This is a genomic window from Luteococcus sp. (assembly GCF_043424415.1).
In the GTDB taxonomy this organism is placed as follows: Bacteria; Actinomycetota; Actinomycetes; order Propionibacteriales; family Propionibacteriaceae; genus Luteococcus.
Genome location: NZ_JBHWOO010000293.1, coordinates 1 through 14,949 on the forward strand (window position 1 = coordinate 1; position 14,949 = coordinate 14,949).

The following is a 14,949-nucleotide window of genomic DNA, read 5'->3' on the forward strand; positions in this document are numbered from 1 at the left end:
TCCATGTCGGCTCCTTGCCCGTCGTCTCTGGGGGCTGGCTGCCAAGCCTGCCACTCCCAGGGCAGGGGCGGAAGGGACTTGGTGGCCAATTTGTGTTCGATGGTGTGGACATGCCAGAATCGTCAAGTTGCTCCGATGGAGATGGCGCGTCACGTGAGGTGCGTCCTGATCCTGGGCAGTCGCCGTGTGATCGGAACTGAAGTGGGCACCAACAACGGAAAAGAGCGTTTGTAGGTGCCACACAGTTGCGACACGCCCGACCGCGGGGGTCGGGGATCGAGGGAAATGCATGGCCGTGGAGGCCACTTCCCGAAGGTCAAGACCTCCCATCGAGCAGAGGGGAGGACCCATCCGGGTCCTCCGACGCGAAAGCCGGAATCCTCCGGACCAAGCTTGGACGAGTAGAAGGAACAACTGTGGCGGGACAAAAGATCCGCATCAGGCTCCGTGCCTATGACCATGAGGTCATCGACTCGTCGGCGCGCAAGATCGTCGACACGGTGACCCGTACGGGTGCCAAGGTTGCCGGCCCGGTGCCGCTTCCGACCGAGAAGAACGTGTTCTGTGTGATCCGTTCGCCCCACAAGGACAAGGACAGCCGCGAGCACTTCGAGATGCGCACCCACAAGCGGCTCATCGACATCCTCGATCCCACCCCGAAGACGGTCGACTCGCTGATGCGACTCGACCTGCCGGCCGGTGTGGACATCGAGATCAAGCTCCCGTGAGGTCTGAGAACATGACTGCAACCGAACGCAAGGTGAAGGGTCTGCTGGGCACCAAGCTCGGCATGACCCAGCTGTGGGACGAGAACAACCGCGTCGTCCCCGTGACCGTGATCCAGGCCGGCCCCTGTGTCGTCACCCAGGTGCGCACCCCCGAGGTCGACGGCTACAACGCCGTCCAGCTCGGCTTTGGCGCCATCAAGACCAAGAAGGTCACCAAGCCCGTGGGCGGCCACTTCGAGAAGGCTGGCGTGAACCCGCGCAAGCACCTCGTCGAGCTGCGCACCTCCGATGCCTCGGAGTACACCCTGGGCCAGGAGATCACCGCCGAGACCTTCGCCTCCGCCGACGTCGTCGACGTCACCGGCGTGAGCAAGGGCAAGGGCACCGCCGGTGTCATGAAGCGCCACGGCTTCAAGGGTCTGCGCGCCACCCACGGTGTGCACCGCAAGCACCGCTCGCCGGGCTCCATCGGTGGCTGCTCGACCCCCGGTCGCGTCTTCAAGGGAATGCGCATGGCCGGTCGCATGGGTGTCGACAAGGTCACCGTCCAGAACCTGACCATCCACGCTGTCGACGCCGAGCGCGGCCTCATCCTGGTCCGCGGCGCGATCCCGGGCAACAAGGGTTCGCTGGTCGTCGTTCGCAGCGCTGCCAAGAAGGGTGATGTCGCATGAGCGAGTCGCTGAAGGTCGACGTCCTCGGCGTCGACGGCAACAAGGCCGGCACCGTCGATCTCCCCGCGGAGATCTTCGACGTGCAGACCAACATCCCGCTGATCCACCAGGTCGTCGTGGCCCAGCAGGCCGCGGCCCGCCAAGGCACGCACGCCACCAAGACCCGCGGCCAGGTCCGCGGCGGTGGCATCAAGCCCTGGCGCCAGAAGGGCACCGGTCGTGCCCGTCACGGCTCGCGTCGTTCGCCCATCTGGGTCGGCGGTGGCACCGTTCACGGTCCCCAGCCCCACGGCTACAGCCAGCGCACCCCCAAGAAGATGATCGCCGCCGCGATCAAGGGTGCCCTGTCCGATCGCGCTCGTGACGGCAAGGTCTTCGTCCTGGACCAGATCGTGTCCAGTGAGACCCCCAACACCAAGGCTGCCCTCAAGACCCTCTCGGCCGTCGGTGACGTCAGCAAGCTGCTGGTGGTCCTCGATCGCACCGACGAGGTCACCTGGATGAGCCTGCGCAATGTCGCCACCGTGCACGTCATCGCCGTTGACCAGCTCAACGCCTATGACGTCCTGGTCAACGACGGCGTGGTCTTCACCAAGGCCGCCCTGGACACCTACACCGCTGGTCCCGCCAAGGGCAAGAGCGTCAAGGCCGTGGCCACCGAGTCCGAGGCCGCTGCAGAGGAGACCCAGAAGTGACCGAATCTGTGAAGATCCGCGACCATCGCGACATCCTGCTCGCGCCGGTCGTGAGCGAGAAGAGCTATGGGCTGCTCGACGAGAACAAGTACACCTTCCTCGTCGCCCCGCACGCGAACAAGACCGAGATCAAGATCGCCGTCGAGGCCATCTTCAACGTCAAGGTCACCGGTGTGAACACCATCAACCGCCCCGGCAAGACGCGCCGCACCCGCTTCGGCATGGGCAAGCGTCCTGACACCAAGCGCGCGATCGTGTCCGTGGCCGAAGGCCAGCGCATCGACATCTTTGGAGGTCCGGTCGCCTGACCGGACGGACGCTGAGACAAGGAAACTGAGACCTCATGGGTATCCGTAAGTACAAGCCGACTACGCCGGGCCGTCGCGGCTCGAGCGTGGCCGACTTCGTCGAACTGACTCGTTCCACGCCGGAGAAGTCGCTGCTGGCCCCCAAGTCGAAGACCGGTGGCCGCAACAACTCTGGCCGTATCACCACCCGTCACATCGGTGGTGGCCACAAGCAGGCCTACCGCATCATCGACTTCAAGCGCTACGACAAGGACGGCGTGCCGGCCAGGGTCGCTCACATCGAGTACGACCCCAACCGCACCGCCCGCATCGCGCTGCTGCACTACGCCGATGGTGAGAAGCGCTACATCATCGCTCCCCAGGGCCTGGCCCAGGGTGCGACGGTCAGCGCCGGTGAAGGTGCCGACATCAAGCCCGGCAACAACCTGGCCCTCAAGAACATCCCGGTCGGCACCACCGTGCACGCCGTGGAGATGCGTCCCGGTGGCGGCGCGAAGCTCGGCCGTAGCGCCGGCGCGTCGATCCAGCTGGTCGCTCGTGAGGGCAAGCACGCCACGCTGCGCATGCCTTCGGGCGAGATGCGCATGGTGGACGTGCGCTGCCGCGCCACCGTTGGAGCCGTCGGCAATGCCGAGCAGTCCAACATCAACTGGGGCAAGGCTGGCCGCAGCCGCTGGAAGGGCGTCCGCCCGACCGTGCGTGGTGTGGTCATGAACCCGATCGACCACCCGCACGGTGGTGGCGAGGGCCGTACCTCGGGTGGTCGTCACCCGGTGTCGCCCTGGGGCAAGCCTGAGGGTCGCACCCGCGACAAGAACAAGGCGAGCAGCCGCCTCATCATCCGTCGCCGCAAGTCCGGCAAGAAGCGCTGATTGGGAGCCTGAGGAAAAATGCCACGTAGCTTGAAGAAGGGTCCCTTCGTCGACGAGCACCTGACCAAGAAGGTCGATGCCCAGAACGAAAAGGGAACCAAGAACGTCATCAAGACCTGGTCGCGCCGATCCATGAACGTGCCCGACATGCTGGGTCACACCATCGCCGTGCACGACGGCCGCAAGCATGTCCCGGTCTTCGTGACCGAGGCCATGATCGGCCACAAGCTGGGCGAGTTCGCTCCCACGCGTACCTTCAAGGGTCACGTGAAGGACGACAAGAAGGCGCGCCGCCGCTGAGCGGGCGAGACAAGGAACAGATCAAGCAATGAGCAACAACGAAAGCCGGCCCAGCCGTCGCGCTGCCCTGCTCGGGGATCGTCCTGGCTCGTACGCCATCGCGCGTCACGTCCGGATGAGCCCGATGAAGGTGCGTCGCGTCGTCGACCTCGTGCGTGGAATGGGCGTCAACGATGCCCTGGTCACGCTGAAGTTCGCCCCGCAGGCCGCATCCGATCCCGTCTACAAGGTGCTGGCCTCGGCCGTCGCCAACGCGGAGAACACCGAGAGCCTGCGTGCCGACGACCTGTTCGTCTCGCAGATCTTCGTCGACGAGGGCGTGACCATGCGTCGCATCCGTCCCCGCGCGAAGGGCTCCGCGAGCCGCATCCTCAAGCGCGCCAGCCACATCACCGTGGTTGTCGAGCCCAAGACCAACAAGACCGCCACTGAGAGCAAGAAGGGAGCCTGAGCATGGGCCAGAAGATCAACCCGCATGGCTTCCGCCTCGGCATCACCACCGACCACAAGACCCGCTGGTACGCCGAGAAGCAGTACGCGGCCTTCGTTGGTGAAGACGTCAAGATCCGCCAGTACCTGCTCAAGAACCTCGAGCGTGCCGGCATCTCCTCGATCGAGATCGAGCGTCGTTCCGAGCGCGTGACCATCTTCCTGTACGCCGCTCGTCCGGGCATCGTCATCGGCCGCAATGGCGCCGAGGCGGAGCGCATCCGCGGTGCACTGGAGAAGCTCACCGGCAAGCAGATCCAGCTGAACATCCTCGAGGTCAAGAACCCCGAGATCGATGCCCAGCTGGTTGCCCAGGGTGTGGCCGAGCAGCTCGGCGCCCGCGTGGCCTTCCGCCGCGCGATGCGCAAGGCTCAGCAGACTGCGATGCGTTCGGGTGCCCAGGGCATCCGCATCAAGTGCTCCGGCCGTCTGGGCGGAGCCGAGATGAGCCGCTCCGAGGGCTACCGCGAAGGCCGTGTGCCTCTGCACACCCTGCGTGCCGACATCGACTACGGCTTCTACGAGGCCCGGACCACCTACGGCCGCATCGGCGTGAAGGTCTGGATCTACAAGGGCGACGTCACCGGCACCCGCGCCGAGCGCGCTGCCCAGAAGGCCGCCCGCGCTGCCGCCCCCGGTGGCCGCCAGCGTCCCGGCCGTGGCCGTGGCCGTGGCGACCGTCCGGAGCGCGGTGGACGCCGTCGTGCCGACCAGGCGCGCAATGACAATCCCGCCGAGGCCCAGCAGAGCCAGGCACCGGCGGCCGAGAACGCAGGAGCCTGAGCATGCTGATTCCTCGTCGTGTGAAGTACCGCAAGCAGCACCACCCCAAGCGTGACGGCATGGCCAAGGGTGGCACCAAGCTCGCCTTCGGTGAGTACGGCATCCAGGCCCTGGAGAGCTCCTACCTGACCAACCGTCAGATCGAGGCTGCTCGTATCGCCATGACCCGTCACATCAAGCGTGGTGGCAAGGTGTGGATCAACGTCTACCCCGACCGCCCGCTGACCAAGCACCCTGCCGAGTCCCGAATGGGCTCCGGCAAGGGTTCGCCCGAGTTCTGGGTCGCCAACATCAAGCCCGGCCGTGTGCTCTTCGAGCTCTCCGGTGTTGATGAGGAGACCGCTCGCGAGGCCATGCGCCTGGCGATCCACAAGCTGCCCTTCAAGGCTCGCTTCATCAAGCGCGAAGCAGGTGAAATCTGATGGCAAAGACCACTGCCACCGCCGCCGAACTGCGCGGCCTCAGCCGTGACGACCTGAATGCCAAGGTCCTCGAGCTGAAGGAAGAGCTGTTCACGCTGCGCTTCCAGGCCGCCACCGGCCAGCTGGAGTCCCATGGACGTCTGCGTGAGGTTCGCAAGGACATCGCCCGCATCTACACCGTGCTCCAGGAGCGCAACCTGGGCATCGTCGACGACCCTGAGAAGAAGGCCTGACATGAGCGAGAACACCACTGTCGAGACCGAGGGCCGTACCTCGAGCCGCAAGGTTCGCGAGGGTCTGGTCGTGTCGGACAAGATGGACAAGACGATCGTCGTGTCCGTCGAGGACCGCGTGAAGCACCCCCTCTACGGCAAGGTCATGACCAAGACCGTGCGCCTCAAGGCCCACGACGAGACCAACGACGCCGGCACCGGTGACCGGGTCCGCATCATGGAGACCCGTCCCACCTCCGCCACCAAGCGTTGGCGCCTGATCGAGGTCATCGAGCGCGCGAAGTGATCGATGTTGCCTCTGCAACACGCTGACGAGGGGCCCGTCCACCAGGACGGGCCCCTCGTCATGTCGGCGGATGGGGGAGCGCACCACCCTCGATTGGTGCTCAAGTCCCGTCTGGTTTAGACTTGAGAAGTTGGCTTGGAGACTGTCGTGCCCAAATTTCCCTCGGGGATTCGGGTCCTCGATCTCTCGGCCCAGGGCCTGGGGCCCATTGCCTGCGGGCTTCGGCCCGGGGTTGTCCACCCCTCCTGGCAAAATCCAGGGGGACCAGATCAAGCTTCATCAGGCCCTCACGGGAACCGGTGAAGCGAAGGAGAATCAATGATCCAGCAGGAGTCGCGGCTCAAGGTCGCCGACAACACTGGTGCCAAGGAACTCTTGTGCATCCGTGTTCTCGGTGGCTCGAAGCGCCGCTACGCCGGTCTCGGCGACACCATCGTGTGCACCGTCAAGGATGCCATCCCCGGCGGCAACGTGAAGAAGGGTGACGTCGTCAAGGCCGTCATCGTTCGCACCGTCAAGGAAGCCCGTCGCGTCGACGGTTCCTACATCAAGTTCGACGAGAACGCGGCCGTGATCCTGAAGAACGACGGGGAGCCCCGCGGCACCCGCATCTTCGGCCCGGTTGCCCGTGAGCTGCGCGACAAGAAGTACATGCGCATCGTCTCGCTCGCCCCGGAGGTGATCTGACATGAAGTCGCTCCACGTCAAGAAGGGTGACCGCGTCAAGGTCATCGCTGGCAAGGACAAGGGCACCATCGGCGAGGTCATCGCCGTCGATGTCGAACGCGAGCGCGTGACCGTCGAGGGCGTCAACATCGCCAAGCGTCACCTGCGCGACCAGGCCAATGCGGCCGGCCAGCAGACCAAGGGCGGCATCATCGCGTCCGAGGCCCCCATCCACGTCTCCAACGTCCAGCTGGTCATCGGTACCGGCAAGGACGCCCAGGTGACCCGCGTCGGCTACAAGCGCGTCGAGGTCTCCAAGCGTCGTCCCGACGGTTCGGAATACACGACCACCCGCAGCGTCCGCATCGCTCGCAAGACGGGGGAGGAGATCTGATGAGCACCGAGACCACCACCACCCGTGAGCTGCCTCGCCTGAAGCAGAAGTACCGCGAGGAGATCCGCCCCGCGCTGCAGGACGAGTTCGGCTTCGCCAACCCGATGCTGATTCCCGGCCTCACCAAGATCGTGGTGAACATGGGTGTCGGCGACGCCGCCAATGACTCCAAGGTCATGGACGGCGCCATCCGCGACCTGACCGCCATCACCGGCCAGAAGCCGCAGGTGACCAAGGCCCGCAAGTCGATCGCCCAGTTCAAGCTGCGTGAGGGCCAGCCCATCGGCTGCCACGTCACGCTGCGTGGCGACCGGATGTGGGAGTTCGCCGACCGTCTGCTGACGCTGGCCCTGCCGCGAATCCGCGACTTCCGCGGCCTCAACGGCAACCAGTTCGACGGTCTGGGCAACTACACCTTCGGCCTGAACGAGCAGGTCATGTTCCTGGAGATCGACCAGGACAAGATCGACCGCGTTCGTGGCATGGACATCACCTTCGTGACGACCGCCTCGAACAATGAGCAGGGCAAGGCGCTGCTCAAGCACCTCGGCTTCCCCTTCAAGGAGGTCGACGACCCCAAGGCCAAGAAGGTGCGTCGCGGTCCGGCGTACTACAAGAAGAAGAAGTGAGGCGCTGAACCATGGCCAAGACAGCCCTGAAGGTCAAGCAGGCTCGTACCCCCAAGTTCGGCGTCCGCGCCTACACCCGCTGCCAGAAGTGCGGTCGACCGAAGTCGGTCTACCGCAAGTTCGGTCTGTGCCGCGTGTGCCTGCGCGAGATGGCCCACGCTGGCCAGCTGCCCGGCGTGACCAAGTCGTCCTGGTGACGCTGAGCCACTGAACCCGTCGCCGACGGGGGGTCTCGACCCACCGTCGGCGCACACCGCGCATGGCCTCGCCGAGGCACAGTGCGCACCAGATCTTCCCGGCCGCCGGTCGGGACAAAGCGCGAAAGGTCATGTCTGGGTGTACCCGGGCATGAAACCGTCGCGAGAAAGAAGTGCAAACAGCCATGACAATGACTGATCCGATCGCAGACATGCTCACGCGTCTGCGCAATGCCAACCAGGCATTCCACGACGAGACCTCGATGCCGAGCTCGAAGATCAAGGTGGGTATCGCCGAGATCCTCAAGGCCCAGGGTTACATCAGTGACTTCGAGGTCGTCGAGCCCGGTGAGGGCGAGGTCGGCAAGACCCTCAAGATCACCCTGAAGTTCAGCGAGGACCGCAAGCGCGCCATCGCTGGGCTCCGTCGCATCAGCAAGCCCGGCCTGCGCGTCTACGCCAAGTCGACTGCGTTGCCCAAGGTTCTGGGTGGGATGGGCATCGCCATCATCTCCACCTCGCAGGGTCTGCTGACCGACGGCGAAGCACATGCCAAGTCCGTGGGCGGCGAAGTCCTCGCCTACGTCTGGTGACCCGGCGAGACTGATAAGGAGAATTTGATGTCACGTATTGGCAAGCTCCCGATCACCGTCCCGTCCGGTGTCGAGGTGAAGCTGGATGGCCAGAACGTCGAGGTGAAGGGTCCCAAGGGAACCCTGAGCCACGTCGTCCCCGAGCCGATCAAGATCACGAAGAATGACGAGGGCCTCCTGGAGGTCGCTCGCCCCAATGACGAGCGTGAGAGCCGCTCGCTGCACGGCCTGACCCGCACCCTGGTGAACAACATGGTCATCGGTGTCACCGAGGGCTACGAGAAGAAGCTCGAGATCGTTGGCGTCGGCTACCGCGTCATCTCCAAGGGTCCCAAGCAGCTGGAGTTCGCGCTCGGCTTCTCGCACCCCGTCATCGTCGATGCCCCCGAGGGCATCACCTTTGCCGTCGAGAAGCCCACCGCCTTCAGCGTGCAGGGCATCGACAAGCAGGTGGTCGGCGAGGTCGCGGCCAACATCCGCAAGCTCCGCAAGCCCGAGCCGTACAAGGGCAAGGGCGTGCGTTACGCCGGCGAGCAGGTTCGCCGCAAGGTCGGAAAGGCTGGTAAGTGACCATGGCTATCTCTCTGGCAGTCCGCAAGGGACTGGCTCCGAAGACTGCGTCGCGTCTGCGTCGCCAGGCTCGTGGCCGCAAGAAGATCGCAGGTTCGGCCGAGCGTCCGCGCATGGTCGTCACCCGTTCTGCGCGCCACATCGGCGTGCAGGTGATCGACGACGTGAAGGGCCACACGCTGGCCCAGGCCTCCAGCATGGAGGCTGCCGTCCGCGGTGCGGAGGGCGACAAGTCGGCCAAGGCCAAGAAGGTCGGCGAGCTGATCGCCGAGCGTTCCAAGGCTGCAGGCATCGACCAGGTGGTCTTCGACCGCGCCGGCAACAAGTACCACGGCCGCATCGCTGCGCTGGCTGACGCCGCGCGCGAGGCTGGCCTCGGGTTCTGATCACGACTGAAAGGCAAAAGACGATGAGTGAAACTCAGCGCCGCGGTGGCGGTGCAGGAGGCGGCGAGCGTCGGGGTCGTGAGGACCGTCGAGGCAACAACCGCCAGCAGGAGGTCAAGTCCGAGTACCTGGAGCGCGTGGTTGCGATCAACCGTGTCGCCAAGGTGGTCCAGGGTGGCCGTCGCTTCAGCTTCACCGCACTGGTTGTGGTGGGCGACGGCGAGGGCACCGTGGGCGTCGGCTACGGCAAGGCCAAGGAGGTGCCTGCGGCGATCGCCAAGGGTGTCGAGGAGGCCAAGAAGCACTTCTTCAAGGTGCCGCTGGTCCAGCGCACGATCCCGCACCCCGTGCAGGGCGAGAAGGCTGCCGGTGTCGTGATGCTGCGTCCGGCTTCGCCCGGTACCGGTGTCATCGCCGGTGGCTCGGTCCGCGCCGTGCTGGAGTGCGCTGGCGTGCACGACATCCTGGCCAAGTCCCTGGGCTCGCCCAATGCCATCAATGTGGTCCACGCCACGGTCGAGGCACTGCAGAGCCTGGAGGAGCCCGAGCAGATCGCGAAGCGTCGCGGCATGTCCGTCGAGGACGTGGCCCCCGCCGCCCTGCTCAAGGCCCGCAAGGAAGGGGCGTCCAACTGATGGCTCGTCTCAAGGTGACCCAGCTGAAGTCTGGCATCGGCAGCAAGCAGAACCACAAGGAGACCCTGCGCACGCTGGGTCTCAAGAGGATCGGCGACGTTGTGGTGAAGGAAGACCGCCCCGAGATTCGTGGCATGGTCAAGTCCGTTCAGCACCTCGTGGCCGTGGAAGAGGTGGAGTGACATGGCGTTGAAGGTTCATCACCTGCGTCCTGCCCCCGGCGCGAAGACCGCCAAGACCCGTGTTGGCCGCGGTGAGGGCTCGAAGGGCAAGACCGCTGGCCGCGGTACCAAGGGCACCGGCGCACGCAAGAACGTGCCCGAGTCCTTCGAGGGTGGCCAGATGCCGATGCACATGCGTCTGCCGAAGGTCAAGGGCTTCAAGAACCCCTTCCGCACCGAGTACCAGGTCGTCAACGTCGGCACCATCGGCGAGCTCTTCCCCGAGGGTGGAGCCGTCACGGTGGCCGACCTCGTGGCCAAGGGCGCTGTCCGCAGCGGCCGTCTGGTCAAGGTCCTGGGCAGCGGCGACCTGCAGGTTGCCGTCCAGGTGAGCGCTGACGCGTTCACCGGCTCGGCCAAGGAGAAGATCGAGAAGGCGGGCGGTTCGGTCACCGAGCTGTGACCCTCGTCGTCTGACGCAGCGGGGCAGCACCTTCGGGTGCTGCCCCGTTCTGCATGCCCGGTTGCGCAGCTCATGCCGGTGGGGCAGTGGTGGGACGTGAAGGTTCCACGGGATCAATCCTTGTGAGGGGCTCCTGCGGCAAAGGTCATTCTTCGGTCACAACTGGGTCACCGTTGCCCCAATTCCTTGACTGGTGCTCGAAGCGGGAGGCAATGTTGCCGACGCGACGAGGGTCCATGCCGGTGGGCCACGTGCACCTCACAGAAAGGACGTCCGTGCTCCGCTTCCTGCTTCGGCGTCTTGCCAACTACGCGGTGCTGCTGTTCATCGCAGTCTCGTTGGCCTACCTGATGGCGTCGGTCACGATGGACCCACGCAATGCCTTCGACTGGTCGAATCCCGACCTGAACCGTGATGCGGTCAACGCCACGCTCACGAGTTACAACATCAACCCGGACACCTCGCCGCTGCTGCGCTACAGCCGCTGGCTGAAGGAGGTCTTCGGCCACTGGAACTGGGGCTACACGCCCAAGGGTGAGGCGGTCAACGAACTGATGTCCACGAAGGTGTGGGTCTCGGTGCGCCTGGTGAGCATCGGCACCCTGCTGGGCATGGTGGTCGGCGTCAGCCTGGGCGCCTGGACTGCGGTGCGCCAGTACTCCTTCGCCGACCGCGGCTTCTCGCTGCTGGCCCTGCTGCTGATCTCCACGCCCACCGTCGTGCTGGCCGTGACGCTGCAGATGATCGCCACCTGGATCAACACGGCCGCGGGCTACCCGGTCTTCGAGTTCATCGGCGAGACCGGCCAGTCCGCTCCCGGCTTCTTCCCGCGCCTGCTCGACCGCCTGCAGCACCTGCTGCTGCCGACGCTCTCGCTCTCCCTGATGCAGATGGCCAGCTACTCCCGCTACCAGCGCAACCTGATGCTGGACACGCTGGGTGCCGACTATGTCCGTACCGCCCGGGCCAAGGGCCTGCGCAAGGGCAAGGCGATCCGTCGCCATGCCCTGCGCAATGCCATCATCCCGATGGCCACGCAGCTGGCCTTCAGCGTCGCCCTGGTCTTCACTGGCGCGGCCATGACGGAGAAGATCTACGGCTGGCACGGCATGGGTGCCTACTCGGTGGAGGCCATCGGCGCCCAGGACATCAACGGTTCGGTTGCCGTGGCCGCCTTCTCGGGCGTGTGCGTGCTCACCGGCGCCGTGCTGTCCGACATCCTCATCGCCGCCATCGACCCGCGCGTGCGCACGAACTAGGAGCTCCGACATGACGAACATGGAACCGGAAGTCGGCCCCAAGTCCGAGGTGGATGCCACCGCCAAGACGGCCCAGCTGCTGGGCGATGTCGAGAAGCACGAGATGCGCAAGCCCGACGACGAGCAGCCGGTGCTCGACAAGGGCGAGAAGCAGATGTCGCGCGGCCGACTCATCATGAAGCGCTTCTGGCGCCCGTTGAGTGCCAAGCTCGGCGTCATCGGGCTGGGCTTCATCCTGCTCCTGGCCCTGGTCGGGCCCCACATCGGCCAGTGGAAGTACGACGACGTCGACAGCGACTGGTTCCTGTCACCTCCGTCGAACCTGCACTGGTTCGGTACCACCCAGGGCGGACGCGATGTCTTCGCGATGAGCATGGAGGGCCTGCGCAAGTCACTGATGATCGGCTTCAGCGTCGCCATCCTGCAGGTGATCATCGCCTCGCTCGTGGGGGCCTCGGCCGCCTACTTCGGCAAGCGTGTGGAGAAGACCATCCTGTGGATCATCGACCTGATGCTGGTGATCCCCTCCTTCCTGCTGATTGCCATCCTGAGCCAGACCCTCGGCGGCCGCCAGGGTGCGACCTGGGTCTTCATCCTGATGCTGGTGGCCTTCAGCTGGATGCTGAGCGCCCGTGTGGTGCGCGCGATGACGCTGAGTGTGGTGAACCTGGACTATGTCAACGCGGCCAGGTTCATGAACGTCCCCTCCTGGGTGATCATCACCAAGCACGTCATCCCGAACATCTCCTCCTACCTGATCATCGATGGCACCCTCGCGGTGGCCTACGCGATCATCAGCGAGACGGCGCTCAGCTACTTCGGCTTCGGCGTCCAGCCCCCCGACACCTCGCTCGGCACCCTGCTGGCCGAGGGCAACCAGACGGCCACCACCTTCCCGTGGGTCTTCCTGGCGCCCGCAGCCCTGCTGGTGCTCACCCTGGTGTCGGTCAACTTCATCGGTGACGCCCTGCGCGACGCCATCGATCCGTCCTCGAAGTCCGGAGGCAAGGCATGAGCCACCCCGCACCCACCACGAATCCCTCGGCCACCCAGGTGGGAGGGCACGACCTGCCCACCGCCCAGGCTGGGGTCCCGGTCCTCAAGGTCAGCGACCTGAACGTCCGCTTCCCCTCCGAGGACGGCATCGTGCATGCCGTGCGCGGGGTCAACCTGTCGGTCAACAGCGGCGAGGTGCTCGGCATCGTCGGTGAGTCCGGTTCCGGCAAGTCCGTGACCTCCATGGCGGTCATGGGCCTGCTCGACGAGAACGCCCGCATCGACGGTTCGGTCCAGCTGCACGGCACCGAGCTGGTCGGCCGTGACGACAACTGGATGAGCAACATCCGCGGCCGCAAGGTGGCGATGGTCTTCCAGGACCCGCTGTCGGCGCTGACCCCCGTCTACACGATCGGGGACCAGATCGTCGAGGCACTGCAGATCCACAACAAGATGTCGGACGCCGACGCCCACGCCAGGGCGCTGGAGCTGCTCGGCATGGTCGGCATCCCCAATCCGGAGGTGCGCGCCAAGGCCTTCCCGCACGAGTTCTCCGGCGGCATGCGCCAGCGCGTGGTCATCGCCATGGCGATCGCCAACAATCCTGACCTGATCATCGCCGACGAGCCCACCACTGCCCTCGACGTGACCATCCAGGCCCAGGTGATCGACCTGCTGAAGGTGGCCCAGCGCGAGACGGGCGCCGCGGTCGTCATGATCACCCACGACCTGGGCGTCGTGGCGGGCATGGCCGACAAGGTGGCCGTGATGTATGCCGGGCGGATCGTCGAGGCCGGCACGGTGGACGAGATCTTCTACCGATCCCGCCACCCGTACACGATCGGCCTGCTGGGTTCGCTTCCGCGTCCGGACCAGAGCCGCGACGAGATGCTCACCCCGGTGGATGGGAACCCGCCGTCGCTGCTGAACCTGCCGCAGGGCTGCCCCTTCGCGCCCCGTTGCCCGATGGAGACCGAGCGCTGCCGGGTGCAGGAGCCGGCCTTGGCGAGCACCGACGAGCCGACACACCTGGCGGCCTGCGTGCGGACCCACGAGATCGCCGAGCAGGACCTGCACTATGCCGAAATCTACCCAATTCCGAAGAAGCGGGCCCACTCCCTGCTGGAGATCCCGCGCGAGGAACGCGAGGAGGTCCTGCGGGTCGAAGGGCTGGTCAAGACCTTCCCGTTGACCAAGGGTGCGGTCTTCAAGCGCCAGGTGGGCACGGTGCACGCGGTCGATGCCATCGATCTGGACATCCGAGCCGGTGAGACCCTGGGGCTGGTGGGGGAGTCAGGCTGCGGCAAGACCACCACCATCATGAGCATCCTGGGCCTCAAGGCGCCCGAGCAGGGCAAGGTGGTGGTACTGGGCAAGGACGTCGCCGAGCTCAACGGTGCCGGACGCAAGCTGGTTCGCGAGGACCTGCAGGTGGTCTTCCAGGACCCGATGGCCTCGCTCGACCCGCGCATGCCGATCTTCGACATCCTGGCCGAGCCGCTGAAGTACAACGGCTACCCGAAGGACAAGATCCAGGCCCGGGTGCGGGAGCTGATGTCGCTGGTGGGGCTGGAACCGGCACACGCCAACCGCTACCCGCGCAACTTCTCCGGTGGTCAGCGCCAACGCATCTGCATCGCCCGCGCCCTGGCGCTGGAGCCCAAGCTGCTGGTGCTCGACGAGCCCGTCAGCGCCCTGGACGTGTCCATCCAGGCGGGTGTGCTGAACCTGCTCGAGCAGTTGCGCTCCGAGCTGGGCCTGAGCTACCTGTTCGTCGCCCACGACCTGTCGGTGGTGCGCCACATCGCCACCCGCGTCGCGGTGATGTACCTGGGGCACATCGTGGAGATCGGCGATGTCGACGACGTCTTCGACGCCCCGCAGCACCCCTACACCGCGGCCCTGCTGTCGGCGATCCCGGTGCCCGATCCGGCCAAGGAGCGCCAGCGTGACCGGATCGTGCTGAAGGGGGACCTGCCCAGCCCGGCCAACCCGCCCGCGGGCTGCCCCTTCCACACCCGATGCCCGCGCTACCAGACGCTGGATGCCGCGAACCAGAACCGGTGCAGCCAGGAGCGGCCGGCGCTGCTGGTGCAGGGCGCAGACCAGGAAGTGGCCTGCCACTTCCCGAAGGCCCTGCAGGTCTTCTGAGTGCCGCCGGAGCCCGTAGCCGGACGTGAGCGAAGGCCGGTGCGGGATCACATGACTCG

General features: G+C 65.7%; 24 protein-coding genes. All 24 read left to right on the top strand.

Features of this window, described 5'->3' with window-relative positions:
• The first annotated feature begins 416 nt into the window (after window positions 1-416).
• Window positions 417-728 carry a 30S ribosomal protein S10 gene (gene rpsJ, locus ACHFFZ_RS16475; RefSeq protein WP_130866077.1) on the top strand — a complete coding sequence of 104 codons (312 nt, stop codon included), beginning with the start codon at window positions 417-419 and terminating at the stop codon, window positions 726-728.
• Between the two features lie 11 nt (window positions 729-739).
• Window positions 740-1,402, top strand: a complete 663-nt coding sequence (rplC, locus tag ACHFFZ_RS16480) for a 50S ribosomal protein L3 (protein WP_394277677.1) — start codon at window positions 740-742, stop codon at window positions 1,400-1,402.
• Window positions 1,399-2,097 (top strand): 50S ribosomal protein L4, encoded by a 699-nt coding sequence (gene rplD, locus ACHFFZ_RS16485; protein ID WP_394277678.1) that lies wholly within the window; start codon window positions 1,399-1,401, stop codon window positions 2,095-2,097. The genes rplC and rplD overlap by 4 nt, the downstream gene beginning before the upstream one ends.
• Window positions 2,094-2,405, top strand: a complete 312-nt coding sequence (rplW, locus tag ACHFFZ_RS16490; protein WP_394277679.1) for a 50S ribosomal protein L23 — start codon at window positions 2,094-2,096, stop codon at window positions 2,403-2,405. Before rplD ends, rplW begins: the two co-directional genes overlap by 4 nt.
• Before the next feature lie 35 nt (window positions 2,406-2,440).
• Window positions 2,441-3,277 carry a 50S ribosomal protein L2 gene (rplB, locus tag ACHFFZ_RS16495; RefSeq protein ID WP_394277680.1) on the top strand — a complete coding sequence of 279 codons (837 nt, stop codon included), beginning with the start codon at window positions 2,441-2,443 and terminating at the stop codon, window positions 3,275-3,277.
• An 18-nt stretch (window positions 3,278-3,295) separates the two neighbouring features.
• The gene (gene rpsS, locus ACHFFZ_RS16500; RefSeq protein WP_394277681.1) at window positions 3,296-3,577 is read left to right on the top strand and encodes a 30S ribosomal protein S19; all 282 of its coding nucleotides are present in this window, start codon (window positions 3,296-3,298) and stop codon (window positions 3,575-3,577) included.
• A gap of 28 nt (window positions 3,578-3,605) precedes the next feature.
• Window positions 3,606-4,028, top strand: a complete 423-nt coding sequence (gene rplV / locus ACHFFZ_RS16505; protein ID WP_394277682.1) for a 50S ribosomal protein L22 — start codon at window positions 3,606-3,608, stop codon at window positions 4,026-4,028.
• 2 nt (window positions 4,029-4,030) lie between these two features.
• Complete coding sequence (rpsC, locus tag ACHFFZ_RS16510) at window positions 4,031-4,849, top strand: 30S ribosomal protein S3 (protein WP_394277683.1); 819 nt, start codon at window positions 4,031-4,033, stop codon at window positions 4,847-4,849.
• Window positions 4,850-4,851: 2 nt separating this feature from the next.
• Window positions 4,852-5,271: a 50S ribosomal protein L16 gene (gene rplP, locus ACHFFZ_RS16515; protein ID WP_394277684.1), complete on the top strand. Its 420-nt coding sequence runs from the start codon at window positions 4,852-4,854 to the stop codon at window positions 5,269-5,271.
• Window positions 5,271-5,504 carry a 50S ribosomal protein L29 gene (gene rpmC / locus ACHFFZ_RS16520; protein ID WP_394277685.1) on the top strand — a complete coding sequence of 78 codons (234 nt, stop codon included), beginning with the start codon at window positions 5,271-5,273 and terminating at the stop codon, window positions 5,502-5,504. Before rplP ends, rpmC begins: the two co-directional genes overlap by 1 nt.
• A 1-nt stretch (window position 5,505) precedes the next feature.
• Window positions 5,506-5,790, top strand: a complete 285-nt coding sequence (gene rpsQ / locus ACHFFZ_RS16525; RefSeq protein WP_394277686.1) for a 30S ribosomal protein S17 — start codon at window positions 5,506-5,508, stop codon at window positions 5,788-5,790.
• Between the two features lie 318 nt (window positions 5,791-6,108).
• A complete protein-coding gene (rplN, locus tag ACHFFZ_RS16530; protein ID WP_394277687.1) occupies window positions 6,109-6,477 on the top strand; it encodes a 50S ribosomal protein L14 in 369 nt (122 codons plus the stop codon).
• 1 nt (window position 6,478) lies between these two features.
• Window positions 6,479-6,850, top strand: a complete 372-nt coding sequence (gene rplX, locus ACHFFZ_RS16535) for a 50S ribosomal protein L24 (RefSeq protein WP_394277688.1) — start codon at window positions 6,479-6,481, stop codon at window positions 6,848-6,850.
• Window positions 6,850-7,479: a 50S ribosomal protein L5 gene (rplE, locus tag ACHFFZ_RS16540; RefSeq protein ID WP_394277689.1), complete on the top strand. Its 630-nt coding sequence runs from the start codon at window positions 6,850-6,852 to the stop codon at window positions 7,477-7,479. Before rplX ends, rplE begins: the two co-directional genes overlap by 1 nt.
• An 11-nt stretch (window positions 7,480-7,490) precedes the next feature.
• Window positions 7,491-7,676, top strand: coding sequence for a type Z 30S ribosomal protein S14 (locus ACHFFZ_RS16545; RefSeq protein WP_394277690.1), 186 nt, complete (start codon window positions 7,491-7,493; stop codon window positions 7,674-7,676).
• Window positions 7,677-7,861: 185 nt separating this feature from the next.
• Window positions 7,862-8,269: a 30S ribosomal protein S8 gene (gene rpsH / locus ACHFFZ_RS16550; RefSeq protein WP_394277691.1), complete on the top strand. Its 408-nt coding sequence runs from the start codon at window positions 7,862-7,864 to the stop codon at window positions 8,267-8,269.
• 27 nt (window positions 8,270-8,296) lie between these two features.
• Window positions 8,297-8,839 (top strand): 50S ribosomal protein L6, encoded by a 543-nt coding sequence (rplF, locus tag ACHFFZ_RS16555; protein ID WP_394277692.1) that lies wholly within the window; start codon window positions 8,297-8,299, stop codon window positions 8,837-8,839.
• A gap of 2 nt (window positions 8,840-8,841) precedes the next feature.
• Window positions 8,842-9,225: a 50S ribosomal protein L18 gene (rplR, locus tag ACHFFZ_RS16560; protein WP_394277693.1), complete on the top strand. Its 384-nt coding sequence runs from the start codon at window positions 8,842-8,844 to the stop codon at window positions 9,223-9,225.
• A 23-nt stretch (window positions 9,226-9,248) separates the two neighbouring features.
• Window positions 9,249-9,860 (top strand): 30S ribosomal protein S5, encoded by a 612-nt coding sequence (gene rpsE, locus ACHFFZ_RS16565; protein WP_394277694.1) that lies wholly within the window; start codon window positions 9,249-9,251, stop codon window positions 9,858-9,860.
• The gene (gene rpmD / locus ACHFFZ_RS16570; protein ID WP_394277695.1) at window positions 9,860-10,042 is read left to right on the top strand and encodes a 50S ribosomal protein L30; all 183 of its coding nucleotides are present in this window, start codon (window positions 9,860-9,862) and stop codon (window positions 10,040-10,042) included. Before rpsE ends, rpmD begins: the two co-directional genes overlap by 1 nt.
• A 1-nt stretch (window position 10,043) precedes the next feature.
• Complete coding sequence (rplO, locus tag ACHFFZ_RS16575) at window positions 10,044-10,484, top strand: 50S ribosomal protein L15 (RefSeq protein WP_394277696.1); 441 nt, start codon at window positions 10,044-10,046, stop codon at window positions 10,482-10,484.
• Between the two features lie 275 nt (window positions 10,485-10,759).
• Window positions 10,760-11,743, top strand: a complete 984-nt coding sequence (locus ACHFFZ_RS16580; protein WP_394277697.1) for an ABC transporter permease — start codon at window positions 10,760-10,762, stop codon at window positions 11,741-11,743.
• 10 nt (window positions 11,744-11,753) lie between these two features.
• A complete protein-coding gene (locus ACHFFZ_RS16585) occupies window positions 11,754-12,758 on the top strand; it encodes an ABC transporter permease (RefSeq protein WP_394277698.1) in 1,005 nt (334 codons plus the stop codon).
• Entirely contained in the window at window positions 12,755-14,890 is a 2,136-nt protein-coding gene (locus ACHFFZ_RS16590) for a dipeptide ABC transporter ATP-binding protein (RefSeq protein WP_394277699.1), read from the top strand. Before ACHFFZ_RS16585 ends, ACHFFZ_RS16590 begins: the two co-directional genes overlap by 4 nt.
• The last annotated feature ends 59 nt before the right edge of the window (window positions 14,891-14,949 follow it).